Raw genomic sequence first — 19621 nt, 5'->3', positions numbered from 1 at the left:
GCGGCCGGGCGATGGTCGAGGCCGGGCTGATGACGCGCTGGAACATCGCCGAGATCTACGGCATGCACAACATGCCCGGCCTCCCGCCGGGGCATTTCGCGCTCCGCCCCGGCCCCATCATGGCGGCGGCCGACCAGTTCACCATCGAGATCGAGGGCAAGGGCGCGCATGCCGCCAAGCCCGACCAGGGCAACGATCCGATCGTCGTCGGCGCCCATCTCGTCGCGGCGCTCCAGACGATCGCCGCGCGCAATGTCGATCCGATCAAATCCGTGGTCGTCTCGGTCACGCAGTTCCATGCCGGCACGGCGTTCAACATCATCCCGCCGCGCGCGACCCTCAACGGCACGGTGCGCTCGCTCGACCCCGCGATCCGCGATCTTGCCGAGAGCCGCTTCCGGGCGATCGTCGACGGCGCGGCGCGGATGTTCGGCGCCGAGATCCGGCTCGATTACGAGCGCGGCTATCCGGCGGTGCTCAACCACGCGCGCGAGACGCACCTGGCCGCCGCGATCGCCGCGGGGATCGCCGGTGCGCAGAATGTCAATGCCGAGGCGCCGCCGGTGATGGGCGGGGAGGATTTCTCCTACATGCTGCTGGAGCGGCCCGGCGCCTTCATCTTCATCGGCAATGGCGACAGTGCCGGGCTCCACCACCCCGCCTATGATTTCAACGACGAAATCCTCCCCGTCGGCATGCAGTACTGGACCGCGCTCGCGCACCGCGCCACCGCGAGCGCGGCGGAGTGAGCCATGCTGCTCGGCGCGATCGCGGATGATTTCACCGGTGCGAGCGATCTCGCCAATACGCTGGCGCTGCGCGGCATGCGCACCACCCTGTTCGTCGGCCCGCCGGAGCGTGCCGATGCCTGCGAGGCGGGGATCGTCGCGCTGAAATCGCGCTCGAACCCGCCGGAGGAGGCGGTGGCGCAATCGCTCGCGGCGCTTGCCGTGCTGCGGCAGGCCGGGGCGGCGCAGATCCTGTTCAAATATTGCTCGACCTTCGATTCGACGAAGGCGGGCAATATCGGGCCGGTCGCCGACGCGCTTCTCGAGGCTCTGGACGCGCCGGCCGCCATCGTCTGCCCCGCCTTCCCGGCCAATGGCCGCACGCTCTATCGCGGCCATCTCTTCGTCGGCGACCGGCTGCTCAACGAGAGCGGCATGGAAAAGCACCCGCTGACGCCGATGACCGACGCCAATATCGCACGCTGGCTTTCGCACCAATCCCGCAACCGCATCGGGCTGGTGCCGCTCGAGATCGTGCGCCGGGGTGCGGCGGCCGTGCGCACGGCGCTCGACGAGGCCATCCGCCGCAACGAGCGGCTCATCGTCTGCGACGCGACCTCCGATGAGGATCTCCTCGCGCTCGGGCATGCCGCGAAGGGCATGGCGCTGGTGACGGGCGGGTCTGGCATCGCGCTCGGCCTGCCGGACAATCTCCTGCCCGCCGGGCGCGCGATGCCGCCACCGCCCGCAGCGCCGACAGGCCCGGCGCTCGCGCTGTCCGGCTCCTGTTCGCGCGCGACCGCCCTCCAGGTCGCGCGGCATGCCGAGGCGGCGCCGGCCTTCCGGCTCGATGTCGCGGCGATCCTCGCCGGCCGGCAGGGCCCGGCGGATGCGCTGGCCTGGCTCGGCGGCGCGGCGGGCGGGGCGGCATTGCCGCTCATCTATTCCACGGCCGACCCGGCGGAAGTGGCGGCTTTGCAGGCCGCTCATGGCGGCGAGCGGGTGGCGCGCGCGATCGAGGATTTCTTCGCGGCCCTGGCGCGGCAGGCCTTGGCGCGCGGGTATCGCCGGATCATCACCGCCGGGGGCGAGACCTCCTCGGCGATCGTCGCCGCGCTGGGGGTGCGGGCGCTGGCGATCGGGCCGGAGATCGACCCCGGCGTGCCGGTGGTGGTGAGCGAGGCGCCCGCGCTGGCGCTGGCGCTGAAGAGCGGCAATTTCGGCGCGCCGGATTTTTTCGCCAAGGCGCTGGCGGTGATGGCGGCGATGCCGGTTGCCGGGGCTGGCGCATGAACGGGGCCCGGGCATGAGCGGCGCGGCGCTGCGTGACGAAGCCGCGCTGCGGCAGGCGCTGGTCGAGGCGGGGCGCGCCCTCCATGCCCGCGGCCTCGCGATCGGCACCGCGGGCAACCTCTCCGTGCGGCTGGATGACGGTTATCTCGTGACCCCCACCAATGCCGGCCTCGGCGGGCTCGATCCGGCGCGGCTCGCCCGGCTCGACGCCGAATTCCGCCATGTCTCCGGCGATCGGCCGACCAAGGAAGTGGCGATGCATCGCGCCTTCTACGAGACGCGCCCCGGCACCGAGGCGGTGGTGCATCTGCATTCGACCCATGCCGCGGCCTTGTCCTATCTCGACGATCTGCCGGCGATCGACCCGATCCCGCTCTTCTCGCCCTATTTCGTGATGCGTGTCGGGCATCTGCCGGTTCTGCCCTATTTCCGGCCGGGCTCGGAGGCGATCGGCGCGGCGATCCGGGCGCTGGGCGGCCGGTATCGCTCGGTTCTGCTGCGGAACCATGGCCCGGTGAATGCCGGGGAGAGCCTCGCGGCGGCCGTGGCGGCGGCGGAGGAACTCGAGGAGACCGCGCGGATCTATCTGCTCCTGGGAGAGCGGCGGCTGCGTCATCTCACTGACGCGGAAATCGACGAACTCCGGACGGCGTTCGATCTCGACTGGTGAAGGTTGGAACCGATGGCCAAGACGCTGGCGCTCGTCGCGCATGACCGGATGAAGGATGCGCTGGCCGATTGGGCGGCCGAAAACGAGGCCGGCCTCGCGCCACACGTGCTGTTCTGCACCGGCACCACCGGCAAGGTGGTCGGCGAGCGCTGCCCGACCTTGCGCATCACGCGGCTTGCATCGGGGCCGCTTGGCGGCGACCAGCAGATCGGCGCGCTGATCGTCGAGCGGCGGATCGACGGCGTGATCTTCTTCATCGATCCGCTCTCGCCGATGCCGCATGACGTCGACATCAAGGCGCTCCTGCGTCTGGCGGTGGTCTATGACGTCCCGATCGCGCTCAGCCGCTCGACGGCGGATCTGTTCGTGGCGGCGGGGCTGCTGGCGGGCTGATTCCGGTGACCGGCGGCGCGCTGGCCCGGGCGGAAACACAGGCCAGCAGGAGGACGACAGGGGGCATGATCGTCAAGGCCATGGGCGCGGCGGTGCGCGAGGAAGCGCCGCTCGCGCCGCCGCCCTCGCGGGCAGAGCTGCTCGCGATCTCGTTCCGGATCGGCTGCCTGGCCTTCGGCGGCGCGGCGGGCCAGATCGCGATGATGCATCGCATCTATGTCGACGAGAAGCGCTGGGTCGCCGAGCGCGATTTTCTCGACGGCCTGAATTTCTGCACCCTGCTGCCGGGGCCGGAGGCGCAGCAACTCGCGACCTATATCGGATGGCGTCTCCACGGCGTCGGGGGCGGCCTGGTTTCGGGGCTGCTCTTCATCGCGCCGGGCGCGCTGCTGATCCTGCTGCTTGCGCAGGCCTATGTGTTCGGCGCGCATATCCCGGTGATCGCCGGGCTGCTGCTCGGCATCAAGGCGGCGGTGGTGGCGATCATCCTGCAGGCGGTGCGGAGGCTCGCGGGGCGTGGGCTCGCCGGTCCGGCCTTCCGGCTCCTCGCCTTGGCGGCGTTCCTGGGGATGAGCTTCACGGTTCTGCCGTTCCCGGTGGTGGTGATGCTCGCGGCGCTGGCGGGCATCCTGCTTGCCGGGCGCGATCCCGTGGCCCCGACGGGGGATGCGGGTGCGGTGCGGCCCGGCGGCGTGCTGCCGGCGGCGGCCCTGTCGCTCCTCGCCTGGTGGCTGCCGGTCATCCTGGCGGCGCTGATCCTCGGCGACGAGCATCTCCTGGTCGAGACGGGCCTGTTCTTCTCGAAACTGGCGGTGATCACCTTCGGCGGCGCCTATGCGCTGCTCGCCTACCTTACCGAGGAGGGAGTGCGGCGCGGCTGGGCCGATGCGCGGCAGATGATCGACGCGCTCGGCCTGGCCGAGACGACGCCGGGGCCGACGATCCGCGTTAACCTCTTCATCGCGTTCCTGGCCGGCAGCAAGGCCGGGGGCGCGGTGCTCGCATGGCTCGCGGGGCTGATGGCGCTCTGGACGACCTTCGCCCCCTCGTTTCTCTGGATCTTCGCCGGCGCGCCGCTGCTCGGCCGGGTCACGCGCAGCCCCGTGCTCACCGCGGCGCTCAAGGGGATCAGCGCTGCGGTTGTCGGCATCATCGCCGCCGTGGCGGCGCGGTTCGGGGTCGTGCTGTTCTTCGCCGCCCCGGTCCGGGTCGAGTCCTGGCCGTTCTCGACGCTGATGCCGGCGGGCGCGCTCGACCCATGGGCGCTGGCGCTCGCGGCGCTGGCATTGCTGCTGACCTTCGGCCTGAAATGGCCGATGCTGCGCATGCTCGCGCTGCTGGCCGGAATCGGCGGCGTTCTCGGACTTTCGGCCTGATCCGCGCGCCGGGAGTTGTGGAAATCGCGGTTTGCGGCTATGAATGCCGCATCGACTTGGCCGGACGACTGGGCTGCTTTGGGACTACCGGGCGCACGTTCAGACTGATTCTCCAATCGACCATCGGGGTTTGGAATCTTCCGGCCCTCTTACGATAACCGATCGGGCCCATGGGCCCGAGCAGTCTTGAACGATATCCCGAAGGACCGACCCATGAGCACCGGAACCGTCAAGTGGTTCAATGAGCAAAAAGGCTATGGCTTCATCCAGCCGGATGACGGCGGCAAGGACGTTTTCGTCCATATCAGCGCCGTGCAGCGTTCGGGCCTCCAGGGCCTGCGCGACGGCCAGAAGGTTTCCTACGAGCTTCAGGCCGACCGCCGTACCGGCAAGATGGCGGCCGTGAATCTCCAGGCGATCTGATCGCGGACAATCTCCGCCCGCCGCGGCCCTTGCGCCGCATGGCATCAAGCGTTTATGGAGCCGTTCCGGCCTCGGAGCGGCTTCTTCCTGTTCCGGCGTGATCCGCGCCGCATCGCACGAAGGATTGGCGAATGGCGAAAGAAGAAGTGATCCAGTTCGAGGGGCTGGTGCTAGAATTGCTCCCCGATGCGCGCTTCCGCGTGCAGCTCGACAATGGTCACGAGATCATCGCCTACACCGCCGGCAAGATGAAGAAGAACCGCATCAAGACGCTTGCGGGCGATCGCGTTACCGTCGAGATGTCGCCTTATGACCTCGAGAAGGGCCGCCTCGTCTTCCGCCACAAGGATGCCAGTTCCGGCTTCACGCCGGGCGGCCGCCCGCCGATGAAGGGCCAGCCGCCCAAGCGCCGCTGATCCCGCGCGACCATGGGCCGCGTCGTCGTTCTCGGCAGCGTCAACCGCGATCTCGTTCTGGCCGTTCCCCGCCATCCCCGCCCCGGCGAGACCGTTGCCGCCCTGGGGCTCGCCGAGCATCCGGGCGGCAAGGGCGCCAACCAGGCCGTGGCCGCCGCCCGCGCGGGCGTGCCCGTGCTGCTCGTCGGCGCGACCGGTGATGACGGGTTCGGCGCCGCGATGCGCGCCTTCCTGACGGGAGAGGGAATCGATCTCCGGCATCTCCGCGCCGTTTCCGGGCGGCCGACCGGCCTCGCGACGATCACGGTCGATCCGGCCGGCGAGAACGCGATCGTGGTCGTTGCCGGCGCCAATGCGGCGCCGGAAGCGGTGGATGCCGGAGCCATCGGCTTCGTCCCCGGCGATGTGGCCGTTGCGCAATTCGAGGTGCCGGAAGCCTTCGTTGCGGCCGGTTTCGCCCAGGCTCGCGCCGCGGGCGCGCGGACCCTGCTCAACCCGGCGCCGATCCGCCCGCTCGCACCGGCCCTGCTCGCGCTCACCGATATCCTGGTGCTGAACGAGACCGAACTCGCCGAGGCGGCGGGCGTCGCAGCCGGGGCCGAGCCGGTCGAGATCCGGAGCGGCATGGAGCGGCTGCGCACCCATTCCGCGCAGGTTGTTGTCGTCACGCGCGGCCGGGCCGGCGCGCTCGCCCTCGACGACGCGGGCCGGCTCCTGGCGGCGCCGGGCGTCGCGGCGCGCGCCGTCGATACGACCGGCGCGGGGGATTGCTTCGTCGGCGTGCTGGCGGCGGGCCTCGCCGAGGGGCTCGCGCTCGAACCGGCCCTGGCGCGGGCCAACCGCGCCGCCGCGATCAGCGTCACGCGGCCTGGCGCGGCCTCGTCGATTCCCCGCCGCGCCGAATATGCCTGAGCCTCATTCCGGCTCGGCGTTGCGGCGCTCCATCATCGCGATGAAGGCCGGGCGGGCCTGGCACCGCTTCAGCCAGGCCTCGACATGCGGCGCCGCCTGCCAGAGTTCCGCCGCGGGCCGCGCATAGCGCAACACCTCGGCGAGGTTGATATCGACCACCGTGAAGCGCCCGCCCATCACACGGCCGCCGCCGGCCGCCAGGGCGCGGTCGAGCACGGCGAAGGGCGCCCGCAGCGCCTCGATCGCGGCGGCGGCGATGGCGGGGTCGCGCTCCTCGGGCGGTTTTGCGGCCATGTGGTAGAGGATCTGGATCGAATGCGGCTCGACCTCGGTCGCGGCCCAGAAGGACCACATCGTCGCGAGCCCGTCTTCCCGGAGATCCTGCGGCGCGAGCGGGCCGCCATGCTTCCTGGCGAGATAGAGGTTGATCGCCAGCGATTCGTGCAGGACGAGCCCGTCATCCTCGATGGAGGGGATGTGCCCGTTCGGGTTCACGGCGAGGAATTCCGGTGATTTCGTATGCAGCGTGCCGGGCGGCGGCGCGCCTTTGAGGCGGTAGAACTGGATCACCGGCACCTGCCGGAACGGGATGCCGAGTTCGTTCGCGAGCCAGATATTGCGCGAGGCGCGCGAGCGCGAGACGCCGTAGATCGTGAGCATGAAACCGCCTGCCTTGAGCGTGAAGGGAGCGCCAGCAGAAGCGGAAACCGGCCGGCGCGCAAGCCCCGGCTTCGTCCGCGCCGAAGCCCGCTCAGCCGCGCCGGAAGCCGAGCGCCGCCAGTGCCGGCGCGGCGCCCGCGAGCGCCGTCTCGAAGGCATCGATCATGGCCGGGGCGCGTGGCGCCGCCGCGACCGCGAAATCGTAATGTTCCTCCGCGATCGGCAGGAAGCCGAGCCCCAGCGCCCGCGCCACCGGTTCGATCGCCACGCCCCAATCGGCCCGCCCCTGCGCGATCGCTGCTGCCACCGCGTGATGCGCGCGCGGCTGGTTGGAATGGCCCGGCGGGCGGGCCGCGCCGATGAGGCTGTCGATCAGCACCCGCGTCCCCGCGCCGGGGTTGCGGTTGACCATCAGGCATTCGGGATCGGCCAGCGCGGCCGCAAGTGCCGCCTCGACGCTCTTGCCCGAAAAGCGCGGGTCATCCGGCCGGAAGACGAGCCCCTGCATGCGCCGCCAGCCGGGAATGAGCCGCAGGGAAGTATCGATGAGATGGTGATTGTAGCGCCCGGTCGCGGGGTCGAGGAGGTGGATCGGCGCGATGTCGCATTCGCCGCGCCGCAGCGCCGCGAGCCCGCCAAGGCTGCCGATGGCAAGGATCCGCGCGCCAAGCCCCGCGCGCGCGAGTTCCGCCGCCACCGCGTCGAGCCCGGCGCAATGGCTGCCGATGATCGTGAGGTCCGGCGGCGAGGCATCGCGGTTGAACAGCGTGATCTCGGCCGCGCTGCCGGCGGGCAGCGAATCCGCGAGCGCGGGGATGCGCAGGAAGCCGTCCGCCTGCGCCAAGGCCGTCACCGCGCCCGAGCCCTTGCCGACCGGATGCGCGACGAGCCCGTCCGGATCACGGGTCAGGGCGACCATCACGAATTCGTCCCGTCCGAGTTCCGAGACGAGCCGCACCGGCACGCGGGCGCTGACGCGGGTCTCGGCGCGCGGCGGCAACCCCGCCATCCGGCGGAGCACCGGCGCGACGATGTCGTGGAAGGTGAACATCGCCGAGGTGGGAAAACCCGGCAGCACGATCACCGGCTTGCCGTCTGCGAGTGCGAGGCAGAGCGGCTTGCCCGGCTTCAGCGCCACCCCGTGCACGATGATGCCCGGCGCGCCGAGTCCCGCGACGAGGCGATAGGTGAGATCGCCGGCGCCCTTCGAACTGCCGCCGGAGAGGATCACCGCGTCGCAATCGGCATGCGCGGCGCGGATCGCGGCCTCGAGCTGCGCGGGATCGTCGGGGATCGCACCGTGGCGGACGGCGACGCAACCGTTCTCGGCGAGAGCCGCGGCGATGACCGGCCCGTTCGAATCATGGATCGCGGCCGGCCGCAGCGGCGCGCCCGGCGCGACGAGTTCGTCGCCGGTCGAGATCACCGCCACGCGCGGCCGGCGGAAGACCGGGATCGCGGCGAGCCCGATCGCGGCGATCATCCCGATCTCGCGGGCGCCGATCCGCGTTCCGGCATGGAGCAGCATCTGACCGCGTGCAATGTCCGAGCCGGCGAAGGCGATGTTCTGGCCCGGCGCCGGGGCGCGCCGGATGGCGATGCCCGCCGCGCCGGCCGGTTCGCTATGCTCGATCATCACCACGCAATCCGCCCCGCGCGGGATCGGCGCGCCGGTGGCGATGGGCGTGGCTGTGCCGGGTGTGACGGCAAGGCGCGGCGCTGTGCCGCAGGCGAGCCTTTCCGGGTTGAGCGCCAGCACCAGCGGCCTGCCTTCCGAGGCGCCGGCGGCATCGGCGGCGCGCAGCGCGAACCCGTCCACGACCGAGCGGTCGAAGGGCGGCGTGTCGATCGGCGCCGCGAGATCCGCCGCCAGGATCCGGCCCGGCGCCACATCCAGCGCCACCGTCTCCACGCCGAGCGGACGCGCGTCGAAGGCGGCGTCGAACCGGGCAATCGCCTCCTCGCGCGTGGCGATCGCCAGAAACTGCTCCTGCTCGGTGAAGGCGCCTTGTCCGGATGCGGGCTTGGGCGGTTCCGCCATGGTCATTCTCCCAGCAGCGCACCGAGCCGCAAGGCCGCGAGCACCTCTCCTGCGGCATAGCCTTCGAGCATCGCCGGTGCGATTGCAACGGCCTCCGCCTCCATCAACGCCTGCAACGGGATCGCGCCGGTCGCCAGCGGCCGCCAGGCCGCCCCCACGCGCCGGAGCAGAATCGTGTCGCTCATCCCGATTGCCGAGCTGACCTTGGTGGCGAGTGGCAGGGCCTCCAGGGGCGGTGTGAGGCCCGCCCGCGCCGCCAGGATCGGCAGGCCGAGCACGAGGAACCCCGCCAGCGCGGCATCGAAGCGCGGCGCCAGCGTCAGGACCGGCCGGCCCTCGGGGGTCAGCATCAGCCCGGCCGGGATGCCGCCATTGACCGCGAGACGGGGCGGAGCGCCGGCATCGCAGCGGATCAGGATGTCGGGCTCCGCGCCCGCGGCGACCGGGCGATGCCCGAACGCGCCCGCCAGCGCACCGATCAGCGCCGCAAGGCCGGGATCGGCGCCATCCTCCGCCGCGATCCTGAAGCGCGGCCGACGGATGAGGAGCCGGGAAATCCCCGCCTGGGCCGCGGCCAGCGCCGCGCGGGGCCCGATCCGCGTGCCGGCCGTGGCGATTGTCGCCCCCGCCGCGAGATCATCGCCGGCAAGGCGGACATTCTCGCCGGGAAAGGCGGCGGCCAGCGCTTGCGCCAGCCCGCCTTCCATCTGCACCGCATCGGCGGGCAGCACCGCGTCGCAGCCCGGCGGCAGCGCTTCACCCGCCCCGACCAGCCGTGCCGGCGGAGCGAGCGGCAGCGGCTCATAGGCGGAGGCGCCGGCGGTCGCGGCCGCATCGACCGCGAATCCGTCCTTCAGGGCCCGTGCGCATGCGGGGACGGGCCCCGGCGCGAGGATGGTCGTCGCGGCTACGGCGCCGATCGCCGCCGCCGGCGCAACCTCGACGGGCGCAACCGGTGCGAGCTGCGCCAGAACCGGATCGAGCGTCGCGGCGAGGGAGAGAAGGGCGGGCGGATGCGGGTCGGCCATGCCGCGAGGATTGCCGCTGCGCGGACCGGAGACAAGACCCCAGGCGTCGACAACGAAAATCGCCGGCCATCGCGGGGGAGCGATGGCCGGCGACGCGCGCGGGGCGCGGGCAGGACGCCCCGCGCGCCGCCTCCGGGCGAGGCGTTACTTCGCCCAGACGGCGATATCGCGCACCGGCTGGCCGTTGAGCCCCTGAAGCTCCGCGACCTTGGTGAGCTTGCCATTGGCGATATCGAGCCGCGACAGCACCTTTCCGGTGACGACGAAGCCCCAATTGGCCTGGCCGTCGGAATAGATGTCGAAGGCGATGCGCTCGGCCCTGGCGCCGATCGAACCCAGCGTGTTGAGGATTCCGTCATTGGGAGGCGCCTGCTTGAGATAGGTGCCCGAGGCGTCGATATCGTAGAGCGCGGTCTCTTTCGTGCCCCTGACCGAATTGGAATAGGCGCCGGCGACGACCTTCGGCGTCTTGCCGGCCATCGGATCGTCGGACTTGAAGCTCAGCCCGCCATCGACCGCGACCTTGCCGTCATCGACATTGGCGCGCAGGTTGGTGCCGTCGGCGCCGATCACCCGCAGCCGGTCCGCGACCGGGTTGAAATCGACGGTCACGCTCACGCCGGCCGGCGGCATACGCTCGAGCTTCCCCTTCGGGCTCGCCTTGCCGGTCATCGGATCGACGGTTGCGACCGTGCCGTCATTGCCGATCGCATAGAGCAGCCCGTCCGCCGGCCGGACATCGATGCCGGCGATGGCCGCGAGGCCCGAGACCGTCACGCTTTTCACAAGCTTGCCGGTCTTGGCGTCGAAGGTCGTCAGCGTGTTCGGGCCGATCAGGGCGGTGGCCATCTGGGCCGAGGCCGCGCCGGTCATCAGCGCCGTGGCGGCGAGGGTGGAAAGGAGAATGCGGGTCATGTCTGCCTCCTTGGCTGGTTCCGCGGTTCCGTGTCGTGGCGCCCCCAAAAGGCCCACTGCCGAGGAAACCGCCGGCCCGCGCCGGCGGATGCTTCACAAAGGATCACGAAAGGTTTTGTATGCTGCCGGCATCCGGTGGCCCGGAACACGGGTATCGGATCGGTTCAGGCCCATTTCCGGGTGGAGATGATGGATCAGCGTGCATCCCCGCTGCCCGATCTGGCAGGGCTTCTCGGCGAGATCGCCGCCGGCCGGCAGGAGGCGTTCCGCCGGCTCTACGAGATCGAGGCCGCGCGCCTGCTCGGCATCGCCATGCGCATCCTGCGCCGCCGGGCTCTGGCGGAGGAAGCGGTGCACGACGCGCTGATCTCGGTCTGGAACCATGCCGCACGCTACGAAGCGCGGCTCGGTTCGCCCCGCGCCTGGCTCCACACCATCGTCCGCAACCGTGCGCTCAACATCCTGCGCGGCGAGGCCCGCACCGAGCTGACCGCCGAGATCGAATCCTTCGATGCCGCGAGCGAAGACGAGAACCCGGAGGAGATTTCCAGCCGCCTCTCGGATGCCGACGCGCTCAAACATTGCCTCGAACGGCTGGATCCGACGCCGCGCCACGCGGTTATCCTCGCCTATACGCAGGGCCTGAGCCATGGCGAGATCGCGGCCCGCCTCGGCGTGCCGCTGGGAACGATCAAGAGCCGCATCCGCCGCTCGCTGATCGCGCTGAAGGAGTGCCTGGGATGAGCGATGCCGCCGAAATGACCGCCCTTGCCGGCGAATTCGTCCTCGGCCTGCTCGATGGCGCCGAGCGCCGTGCGGCCGAGGTCCGGCTGACCCGCGACCCCGCCTTTCGCGAGGCCGTCGGCGCCTGGCAGCGCCATTTCTCTGCGCTCGACGCGACCATCGCGCCCGTCACGCCCTCCCCGGCGCTCTGGGAGCGTCTGGCGGCGGCGACCGGGTCCGCGCCGCGCCCGAAGCCGGCGCCGCAGCAGCCTGGAATGGCGGCACGGCTCTGGGAGGCGATCGGCTTCTGGCGTCCCTTCGGGCTCGCGGGCGCCTTTGCCTCGCTCGTTCTTGCGGTCCTTTTCACTCAGGCCGCGCTGAAGGGACCGGAGCCGCCGAGCCTCGTCGCGGTTCTCTCGGCACCGGATGGCCGCGCGGCGGCGATCGTCAATGCCTATGCCGACGGCACGGTCCAGCTCGTCCCGATCGACCGCGTCACCGTGCCGGAGGGGCGGATCCTCGAGGTCTGGACGCTGCAATCGCGCGAGCGTGGCCCGGTCTCGGTGGGGCGGATGGACCGGGCGCGGACCCTGCGGCTCAACCTCAAGGGGCTGTCGCCGGCCGAGGTCGGGCATCTCTTCGAGATCACGATCGAGCCGCCCGGCGGATCGCCGACCGGCCGGCCGACCGGTCCGGTGCTGATGAAGGGGCTCGCCGCCACCAGCCTCTGAGCCTCGACGGCGCGGCTTTCCTTTTGCCCTGCCCTGCGCGATGTAACCTTTGCTCGGCTTGAATCGGGGAATCGCATGGATCTGGGATTGAAGGGCAGGGTCGCGCTCGTCACGGCGGCGAGCGGTGGGCTTGGCGCCGCGATCGCGGCGGAACTCGCCGCCGAGGGCGCCCGCGTGGCGATCAGCGGCACCAACCCTGAAAAGCTCGAAGCCATTGCCGGCGCGATCCGGAGTCGCGGCGGCGTGGTGCTGCCGCTCGTCTGGGACCTCGCCGATCTCGGACGGATCGAGCCGGCGATTGCCGAGATCGAGGCCGCTTTCGGCCCGATCGAGATCCTTGTCAACAATACCGGCGGTCCGCCGCCCTCGCCGGCGGCCGGGCAGAGCCAGGAGGTCTGGCGCCGGCATTTCGAAGCCATGGTCCTGTCGGTTCTGGCGATCACGGATCGCGTTCTGCCGGGCATGAAGGCGGCGGGCTGGGGGCGGATCATCACCTGCACGTCTTCGGGCGTCATCGCGCCGATCCCCAATCTCGGGATTTCGAACACCCTGCGCGCGGCTTTGGTCGGCTGGTCCAAGACCCTGTCGCGCGAACTCGCCCGCGACGGCATCACCGCCAATATCCTGGCACCGGGCCGCATCCTGACCGATCGCGTCCGGGCGATCGACGCCAATCAGGCGCGACGCGAGGGCCGGACGCCGGAGGAGGTCGCAGCTGCCTCGGCCGCCGCGATTCCCGCGGGGCGCTATGGCGATCCGGCCGAATTCGCCGCCGCCGCGGCCTTTCTCGCCTCGACGCGCGCCTCCTACATCACCGGCTCGACCATCCGTGTCGATGGTGGCGCGCTCCCGAATGTCTGAACCCGGAACCGCCGAGGAAAGGCCATGCCCCAGGATTTCAAGCCCCCTGCCGTCGAGCCGCTGCCGCATGCGCTGCGTGTCGCGCTCGAAGGCGTCACCACCGCCACGCTGACGACGATCCTGCTCAAGAAGGGGCTGCGCAATGTGTGGCTGCGCGGGGCGATGCCGATCCGCCCCGGCCAGAAGCGGGTCGTCGGTCGTGCCTTCACCCTGCGCTTCGTGCCGGCGCGGGAGGATCTTGCGACGCCGGAAAGCTGGTCCTCGCCGGTCTCGACGCGCGGCGCCATCGAGGCGATGCCGGAGGATGTGATCGCGGTCGTTGATTCGATGGGTGTCCGCGACGCCGGGATCTTCGGCGATATCCTCACCGCGCGGATGGCGAAGCGGAAGGTTGGCGCGCTGGTGACCGACGGCGTGATGCGCGACCTTGCCGGCGTTCTCGGCACCGGGCTGCCGGTCTGGTGCGCGGGCGCGGCTGCGCCGCCCTCGGTCGCGGCGCTGACCTTCGTCGATTGGCAGCGGCCGATCGGCTGCGGCGGCGTCGCGGTCTTCCCCAACGACGTGATCGTCGCCGATGACGACGGCGCGGTGCTGATCCCCCAGGACATGGCCGAGGCGGTGGCGGTGCTGGCGGTCGAACAGGAGCGGATGGAAGCCTGGATCATGGCCGAGATCGGGTCCGGCGCGGCCCTGCCCGGCCTCTATCCCATGAACGCCGAGACCAGGGCACGCTACGAGGCGTCGAAATCATGAGCGACCCCGACGCTTTGCGCGCGCGCCTTGCCGGCGTGCTGCCAATCGCCCCGACACCGTTCCATCCCGACGGCGCGATCGACTGGGCCAGCGCCGAGCGGCTGTTCGCCTTCTACCGCGAGATCGGCGCGGACGGGCTGACCGTGCTCGGCATCATGGGCGAGGCACCGAAGCTGGAGCCGCGGGAATCGCTGGCGCTGCTCGAGGCGGCCGTGCGCCACATGGCGGGCCGGCCGGTGATCGTCGGCGTCTCCGCGCCTGGCTTCGCGGCGATGCGCACGCTCGCCCGCGAGGCGATGGCGGCCGGCGCGGCGGCGGTGATGATCGCCCCGCCCGGCACGCTGCGCACCGATGATCAAATCGTCGGCTATTACGCGCAGGCGGCCGAGGCGATCGGCGGCGACGTGCCCTTCGTCATCCAGGATTACCCGCTCGTCACCCAGGTCCAGATGGCGCCCGTGGTGATCCGCCGGATCGTTGAGGACAATCCCGCCTGCGTGATGCTCAAGGCCGAGGATTGGCCGGGCCTCGAAAAGATCTCGCTCCTCCGGCAATGGCAGCGCGAAGGGGCGCTGCGTCCGCTCGCGATCCTCGCGGCCAATGGCGGGCTGTTCCTCGATTTCGAGATGGAGCGCGGTGCGGACGGCTCCAATACCGGCTATGCCTTCCCGGAAATGCTGATCGATGTCGTGCGGCTCGCGAAGGGCGGCGCGCGCGATGCGGCGCATGATCTGTTCGACGCGCATCTGCCGCTGCTGCGCTACGAGCAGCAGCCGGTCCTGGGTCTCGCGGTGCGGAAATACGTGCTCATGCGGCGCGGGCTCCTCGCCTCGGATGCGCAGCGCAAGCCCGGCGCCGCGCTCTCGGCGGCGGCGAGAGCCGAAATCGATTACCTGCTCGCGCGGCTGGCGCGGCGTGACGGGCGGGCGGCGCTCTGAACGCCACCCTCATTCCGCATCCGGCTGGTTCTCCGGCCGGGCGCGCGCGAAGGCGTCGAGCTTCAGACAGGCTTCCTCGATCGCGGCGAGCCGTTCGAGGCCCTCGGCGGGCATGCCCCAGCGCCGGGCATTGTACATCTGCGGCACGAGCAGCAGGTCGGCGAGCGTGACCGCCTCGCCGAAACAATAGGGGCTGCCGGGCGGCAGCACGGCCTGAAAGGCCTCGAGCCCGCCCCGCATCCAGTGCTGCATCCAGGCGATGACGTCGTCCTGGCTGCGGCCGAAGCGCTCGCGGAGATAGGCGCCGACGCGGGCATTGTTCACCGGATGGATGTCGCAGGCGATGATCTGGGCCGCGGCGCGGATCCGGGCGCGCATCGCGGCATCGCCCGGCAGGAGCGGCGGCGCCGGCATGGTTTCGTCGAGATATTCGATGATGGCGAGCGATTGCATGATCGCCGCCGAACCATCCCCGAGATCGAGCGCGGGAACGGTGCGGTTGGGATTGATGCGCGCATAGTCCGCGCTGTTCTGCTCACCGCCGCCCCGCACGAGATGGACGAAGCGCTGCTCCGCTTCGACCCCCTTCAGATGCAGCGCGATGCGCACGCGATAGGCGGCCGAGGAGCGGAAATAGGTGTAGAGCGTCAGCGGCATCAAACCTCCCGGCAGCCCGGCGCTGCGCCGGATCGTCCGCGATCTTGCGCCGCCGTCACGCGGACGCGCAAGCGGCCTGGGCGCCTCGGCTATTCCGCCGCCTGCGGCTTCAGCACGCCCCGGCGGATCTGGTCTTCCTCGATCGATTCGAAGAGCGCGCGGAAATTGCCCTCGCCGAACCCGTCATCGCCCTTGCGCTGGATGAATTCGAAGAAGATCGGCCCGATCACGGTCTTCGAGAAGATCTGGAGCAGGATGCGCGTCTCGCCGCCGCCGACCACCCCCTCGCCGTCGATCAGGATGCCGTGCCTGCGCATCCGGTCGATCGGCTCCTGGTGGCCATGCACGCGCTCCCGGCTCTTCTCGTAATATGTATCCGGCGGGCCGGGCATGAAGCGGATGCCGTTTTCGGCGAGCAGATCGGTCGAGCGGTAGATGTCCTCGGTCGCGACCGCAATGTGCTGGATGCCCTCGCCCTTGTACTTCCTGAGATATTCCTCGATCTGGCTGTGATCGTCCGCGCTCTCGTTGATGGGGATGCGGATGCGGCCGCAGGGCGAGGTCAGCGCGCGCGAGAACAGGCCGGTGAGCTTGCCCTCGATGTCGAAGAAGCGGATCTGCCGGAAATTGAACAGCCGGATGTAGAAATCCGACCATTTGTCCATGTTGCCCCGGAAGACATTGTGAGTCAGGTGATCGAGATAATAGAAGCCGAACCCATCCGGTTTCGGGTCTTCCGCGCCGAGCCAGACCCAGTCCTCGCCGGCATAGGCCGAGCCCTTGGCGCCGTATTGGTCGACGAAATAGAGCAGGGATCCGCCGATTCCCTTGATCGCGGGCACGTCGAGCACCTTGCCCGGCCCTTCATAGGGCTCGGCGCCGAGCCGGATCGCATGCGCATAGGCATGCGTCGCGCTGACGACCCGCCAACCCATCGCGGGCGCGCAGGGGCCGTGTTCGGCAACGAAGCCCGCCGCGAAACTCTCCGGATCGGCGTTGAGGATGTAGTTGATGTCGCCCTGGCGATAGAGCGTGATCGATTTCTTCCGGTGCCGGGCGACCGGGCGATAGCCCATCATCTGGAACAGGATCGCGAGCTTCTCGGGCTGCGGATGGGCGAATTCGACGAATTCGAACCCGTCGGTGCCGGCGGGGTTGGCGTCGGAAATCGTCGCCGGCGGCGCGTCATGCGGAAAGGGGCCCATCCATTCCTCCCTCTGGCTGGTGCTGGAAGACTAGCGCATGTAGCGCGCATGAGGCGCGCATTCCGCGGGTCTGAACGGCGATGGATTATTCATTTCTTGCAGAATAACGATCATCAATGCATGATCCGAGCATGGACCCGTTCGATCTCCGCATCCTCGACGCGCTTCAGCGCGATGCGCGGCTGACCAACAACGAACTCGCCGAACGGGTCGGGCTCTCCGCCTCGCAATGCTCGCGCCGGCGGGCGGCGCTCGAGGCTGCGGGGATCATCCGCGCCTATCACGCCGTGATCGAGCCGGAGGCGGTAGGGCTCACCGTCACGGCGCTGGTTCAGGTGACGCTCGCCACGCATTCGCCCGACAATGCCCGCCGCTTTCAGGCGCTGGTGGCGGGGATCGACGCGGTGCAGGAGGCCTTCGCCGTCACCGGTGAGGCGGATTACCTCGTCAAGCTCGTGGTGGCGGATCTGCCGGCGCTGGCGGCGCTTCTGAACGAGGTTTTCCTCCCGCACGAGAGCGTCGCGCATGTCCGCTCCGCTGTGGCGCTGCAACGGTTGAAGGCAAGCCCCGTCCTGCCGCTCGGTGCGGCGCGGGGCGGGGCCGGGCGTGACGCTGGTTTTCGCCGCAATTCGGGTTAGATAGGGGGCCTCGCCCGCCATATCCAAGGAACCCTGCTTCATGCGATCCCAGCCCTTCCCGCGCCTTCTCGCCTTTGTCGTCGGCGCGGTGTCGCTGCTTGCGCTCGGGCTCGGGCTCTCCGGCGCGCAAACCGGCGTGCCGGCCTATGTGGCGGCCTCCGGGCTGGTTCTGGCGGCGGGCATGCTCGTCGCGCCCCCGATCGGGGCTTTTTTGCGGTTCTTCGTGCTGTTCTACGGCATCGGCTATGTCGGGCTGGTCGCGCTGTTCCTCGCCCAGCCGGTTCTGCCGGGGATGATCCAGTCGGTCACGCCGCCGCCGCTGACCGCCTTCACCGCAGCCTGTTTCGGCATCCTGGCGCTTTCCCTCCAGCGCATTCCGGTCATGCGGACGATCTTCTCGATCTCCGATCCCTATTTCGAGACCGATGAGCGACGGCCGATCCGCGTGCCGCTTCTCGGCATGTGGAACGCGCCCGAGAAATGGGTGGCCTTCGCGCTGCTCGGGATCATCATCCTGATCAATCTCGGGCAGGTGGGGATCTCGGTCCGGCTGAGCTTCTGGAGCCGCGACTGGCTCGATTCCATCCAGAACAAGAACGCCGCGGAGTTCTGGCGGCTGCTGTTCCAGGTCTGGGTGCCGTGGGTTTTCGTGCTGATCGTCTCGAACATGATCGAGTATGTGCTTCTTTCGGTGTTCAAGATCCGCTGGCGGGAATGGACCACGCTGCGCCTCATCGGGCGCTGGCTCGATGGCGGCACGCATTACCGGCTGCAATTCAACGGCGGCAGCGTCGACAACCCCGACCAGCGCATCCAGGAGGATGTCCGCAAGTATATCGACACGACCTATGCCCTCACGATCAGCATGATCCAGCAGCTTTCGACGCTGATCTCGTTCTCGGTCATTCTGTGGGGGCTGTCGTCGAACCTCACCATTCCCGGAACCGACACGAAGCTGCCCGGCCTGCTGTTCTGGATCGCGCTTCTCTATGCCGGGCTCGGCACGATCGTCGCGCATCTGATCGGGCGCCGGCTCATTCACCTCAATTTCCAGCAGGAGCAATACGAGGCGAATTTCCGCTTCTCGCTGGCGCGCCTGCGCGAATATGCCGAGCCGATCGCGCTTCTTGCCGGAGAGGACTCCGAGAAGAACCGGCTCGGCGAACGTTTCCGGTTCGTCATCAGCAATTTCTTCCGCATTGTCGGCGTGCAGAAATGGCTGTCGGCCTTCACGCAATTCTACGGCTCGTCGAACAGCGTCATTCCCTATGTCGTGGCCGCGCCGTTCTATTTCGTCGGCCAGATCTCGCTCGGCGTGCTCAACCAGACGGCGGGCGCATTCGGCCGCGTCGATGCCGCGCTCGCCTTCTTCATAGACCGCTACGCGATGCTCGCGGATTTCAAGGCCGTGGTCGACCGCCTTGCCGGCTTCGATGCCTCGATCCACGCGGCGATCGAGCGCCGCGAAACCTCGCGGATCGCGCGGCTGCCGGCCGCCGGCCCGGATCTCCGCGTTGCCGATCTAGCGCTGGGGCTGCCGGAGGGCCGGACGATCGCCCGCATCCGCGATCTCGTGCTGCGACGGGGCGAGCGGACGCTGCTCGTCGGCCCGTCGGGCTCCGGCAAATCGACGCTGTTCCGCGCCATCGCCGGAATCTGGCCGTTCGGCGCGGGCACGATCGAGATGCCTGCCGGGCAGACGGTGATGCTGCTGCCGCAACGGCCCTATATCCCGATCGGCACCCTGCGCGGCGCGATCTCCTATCCCGCGATCGAGGGCCGCCACCCGGATGCGGCGATCTGCGCCGCGCTCGACGCCGCCCGGCTGCCGCAGCTCAAGGACCGGCTCGAGGAGGAGGCGAACTGGTCGCAGATCCTCTCGGGCGGCGAGCAGCAGCGGCTCGCCATCGCGCGCGCCCTGCTCGAACGGCCGGATTGGCTGTTCCTCGACGAGGCGACCGCCGCGCTCGACGAACCGCTGGAGGAAGCGATCTATGCCGCCCTCGCCGAGGCCCTGCCCGCCACGACCATCGTCTCGATCGGCCATCGCTCGAGCCTCAACGACAACCATGACCGCCGGATCGAGATGCGGCTCGGGGCTGACGAAACCTATCTGGTTGCCGAATATCCGTTGAGGCACGCGGCCGCGCCAGCGGGTTGATCCATCCCGGCCGGGCTTGCGTAGACGAAGGGAGGTGCCGATTCCCCCCCCTTTCGGCTCTCTCCGGCAAGCCGCCTTCGGGCGGCTTGTTCGTGCGAA

At 69.8% G+C, this 19621-nt stretch carries 21 protein-coding genes; 15 read left to right on the top strand and 6 right to left on the bottom strand.

The window, feature by feature from the left end:
• The 8 genes from FWJ24_RS09300 to FWJ24_RS09265 form a co-directional block, all read left to right on the top strand.
• A partial coding sequence (locus FWJ24_RS09300; protein WP_150287533.1) for an amidohydrolase occupies window positions 1-749 on the top strand: 749 nt, incomplete at its 5' end.
• 3 nt (window positions 750-752) lie between these two features.
• Entirely contained in the window at window positions 753-2021 is a 1269-nt protein-coding gene (gene otnK / locus FWJ24_RS09295) for a 3-oxo-tetronate kinase (protein ID WP_150287532.1), read from the top strand.
• A gap of 13 nt (window positions 2022-2034) precedes the next feature.
• Complete coding sequence (gene otnC / locus FWJ24_RS09290) at window positions 2035-2691, top strand: 3-oxo-tetronate 4-phosphate decarboxylase (RefSeq protein WP_150287531.1); 657 nt, start codon at window positions 2035-2037, stop codon at window positions 2689-2691.
• Window positions 2692-2703: 12 nt separating this feature from the next.
• Entirely contained in the window at window positions 2704-3084 is a 381-nt protein-coding gene (locus FWJ24_RS09285; protein ID WP_150287530.1) for a methylglyoxal synthase, read from the top strand.
• Window positions 3085-3149: 65 nt separating this feature from the next.
• Entirely contained in the window at window positions 3150-4460 is a 1311-nt protein-coding gene (chrA, locus tag FWJ24_RS09280; RefSeq protein ID WP_246155634.1) for a chromate efflux transporter, read from the top strand.
• 213 nt (window positions 4461-4673) lie between these two features.
• Entirely contained in the window at window positions 4674-4883 is a 210-nt protein-coding gene (locus tag FWJ24_RS09275) for a cold-shock protein (protein ID WP_150287529.1), read from the top strand.
• Window positions 4884-5014: 131 nt separating this feature from the next.
• Window positions 5015-5299 carry a translation initiation factor IF-1 gene (gene infA, locus FWJ24_RS09270; RefSeq protein ID WP_150287528.1) on the top strand — a complete coding sequence of 95 codons (285 nt, stop codon included), beginning with the start codon at window positions 5015-5017 and terminating at the stop codon, window positions 5297-5299.
• Between the two features lie 12 nt (window positions 5300-5311).
• Window positions 5312-6211: a ribokinase gene (locus tag FWJ24_RS09265; RefSeq protein WP_150287527.1), complete on the top strand. Its 900-nt coding sequence runs from the start codon at window positions 5312-5314 to the stop codon at window positions 6209-6211.
• 3 nt (window positions 6212-6214) lie between these two features.
• Here the strand turns inward: FWJ24_RS09265 and FWJ24_RS09260 are convergent, their stop codons facing one another.
• The 4 genes from FWJ24_RS09260 to FWJ24_RS09245 form a co-directional block, all read right to left on the bottom strand.
• Window positions 6215-6871 carry a glutathione S-transferase family protein gene (locus tag FWJ24_RS09260; protein ID WP_150287526.1) on the bottom strand — a complete coding sequence of 219 codons (657 nt, stop codon included), beginning with the start codon at window positions 6869-6871 and terminating at the stop codon, window positions 6215-6217.
• 91 nt (window positions 6872-6962) lie between these two features.
• Window positions 6963-8912, bottom strand: a complete 1950-nt coding sequence (locus FWJ24_RS09255) for a molybdopterin biosynthesis protein (RefSeq protein ID WP_166443647.1) — start codon at window positions 8910-8912, stop codon at window positions 6963-6965.
• 2 nt (window positions 8913-8914) lie between these two features.
• Window positions 8915-9940 (bottom strand): hypothetical protein, encoded by a 1026-nt coding sequence (locus tag FWJ24_RS09250; protein ID WP_150287524.1) that lies wholly within the window; start codon window positions 9938-9940, stop codon window positions 8915-8917.
• Window positions 9941-10084: 144 nt separating this feature from the next.
• On the bottom strand, window positions 10085-10855 hold the full coding sequence (locus FWJ24_RS09245; RefSeq protein WP_150287523.1) for a DUF4394 domain-containing protein: 771 nt from the start codon (window positions 10853-10855) through the stop codon (window positions 10085-10087).
• A 189-nt stretch (window positions 10856-11044) separates the two neighbouring features.
• On the opposite strand from FWJ24_RS09245, the gene FWJ24_RS09240 reads away from it, so the two are divergent.
• From FWJ24_RS09240 to FWJ24_RS09220, 5 genes are all read left to right on the top strand, one after another.
• Window positions 11045-11599, top strand: a complete 555-nt coding sequence (locus FWJ24_RS09240; protein WP_150287522.1) for a sigma-70 family RNA polymerase sigma factor — start codon at window positions 11045-11047, stop codon at window positions 11597-11599.
• A complete protein-coding gene (locus FWJ24_RS09235) occupies window positions 11596-12309 on the top strand; it encodes an anti-sigma factor (RefSeq protein WP_150287521.1) in 714 nt (237 codons plus the stop codon). The genes FWJ24_RS09240 and FWJ24_RS09235 overlap by 4 nt, the downstream gene beginning before the upstream one ends.
• Window positions 12310-12384: 75 nt before the next feature.
• Window positions 12385-13170: an SDR family oxidoreductase gene (locus tag FWJ24_RS09230; RefSeq protein WP_150287520.1), complete on the top strand. Its 786-nt coding sequence runs from the start codon at window positions 12385-12387 to the stop codon at window positions 13168-13170.
• Window positions 13171-13194: 24 nt separating this feature from the next.
• Entirely contained in the window at window positions 13195-13923 is a 729-nt protein-coding gene (locus tag FWJ24_RS09225; protein WP_150287519.1) for a ribonuclease activity regulator RraA, read from the top strand.
• On the top strand, window positions 13920-14861 hold the full coding sequence (locus tag FWJ24_RS09220; protein WP_150287518.1) for a dihydrodipicolinate synthase family protein: 942 nt from the start codon (window positions 13920-13922) through the stop codon (window positions 14859-14861). The genes FWJ24_RS09225 and FWJ24_RS09220 overlap by 4 nt, the downstream gene beginning before the upstream one ends.
• A 9-nt stretch (window positions 14862-14870) precedes the next feature.
• On the opposite strand, the gene maiA is transcribed toward FWJ24_RS09220, so the two are convergent.
• The gene (maiA, locus tag FWJ24_RS09215; protein ID WP_342788606.1) at window positions 14871-15518 is read right to left on the bottom strand and encodes a maleylacetoacetate isomerase; all 648 of its coding nucleotides are present in this window, start codon (window positions 15516-15518) and stop codon (window positions 14871-14873) included.
• 89 nt (window positions 15519-15607) lie between these two features.
• Window positions 15608-16723: a 4-hydroxyphenylpyruvate dioxygenase gene (gene hppD / locus FWJ24_RS09210; RefSeq protein WP_150287517.1), complete on the bottom strand. Its 1116-nt coding sequence runs from the start codon at window positions 16721-16723 to the stop codon at window positions 15608-15610.
• 131 nt (window positions 16724-16854) lie between these two features.
• On the opposite strand from hppD, the gene FWJ24_RS09205 reads away from it, so the two are divergent.
• Window positions 16855-17361, top strand: coding sequence for an Lrp/AsnC family transcriptional regulator (locus tag FWJ24_RS09205; RefSeq protein ID WP_246155633.1), 507 nt, complete (start codon window positions 16855-16857; stop codon window positions 17359-17361).
• A 40-nt stretch (window positions 17362-17401) separates the two neighbouring features.
• Complete coding sequence (locus tag FWJ24_RS09200) at window positions 17402-19522, top strand: ABC transporter ATP-binding protein/permease (RefSeq protein ID WP_150287515.1); 2121 nt, start codon at window positions 17402-17404, stop codon at window positions 19520-19522.
• Window positions 19523-19621 lie beyond the last annotated feature (99 nt).

The sequence above is a fragment of the Rhabdaerophilum calidifontis genome (assembly GCF_008641065.1).
GTDB lineage: Bacteria > Pseudomonadota > Alphaproteobacteria > Rhizobiales > Beijerinckiaceae > Rhabdaerophilum > Rhabdaerophilum calidifontis.
Note: the sequence above shows the minus strand (reverse complement) of the source record. Positions and strands in the feature narration are given on the sequence as shown.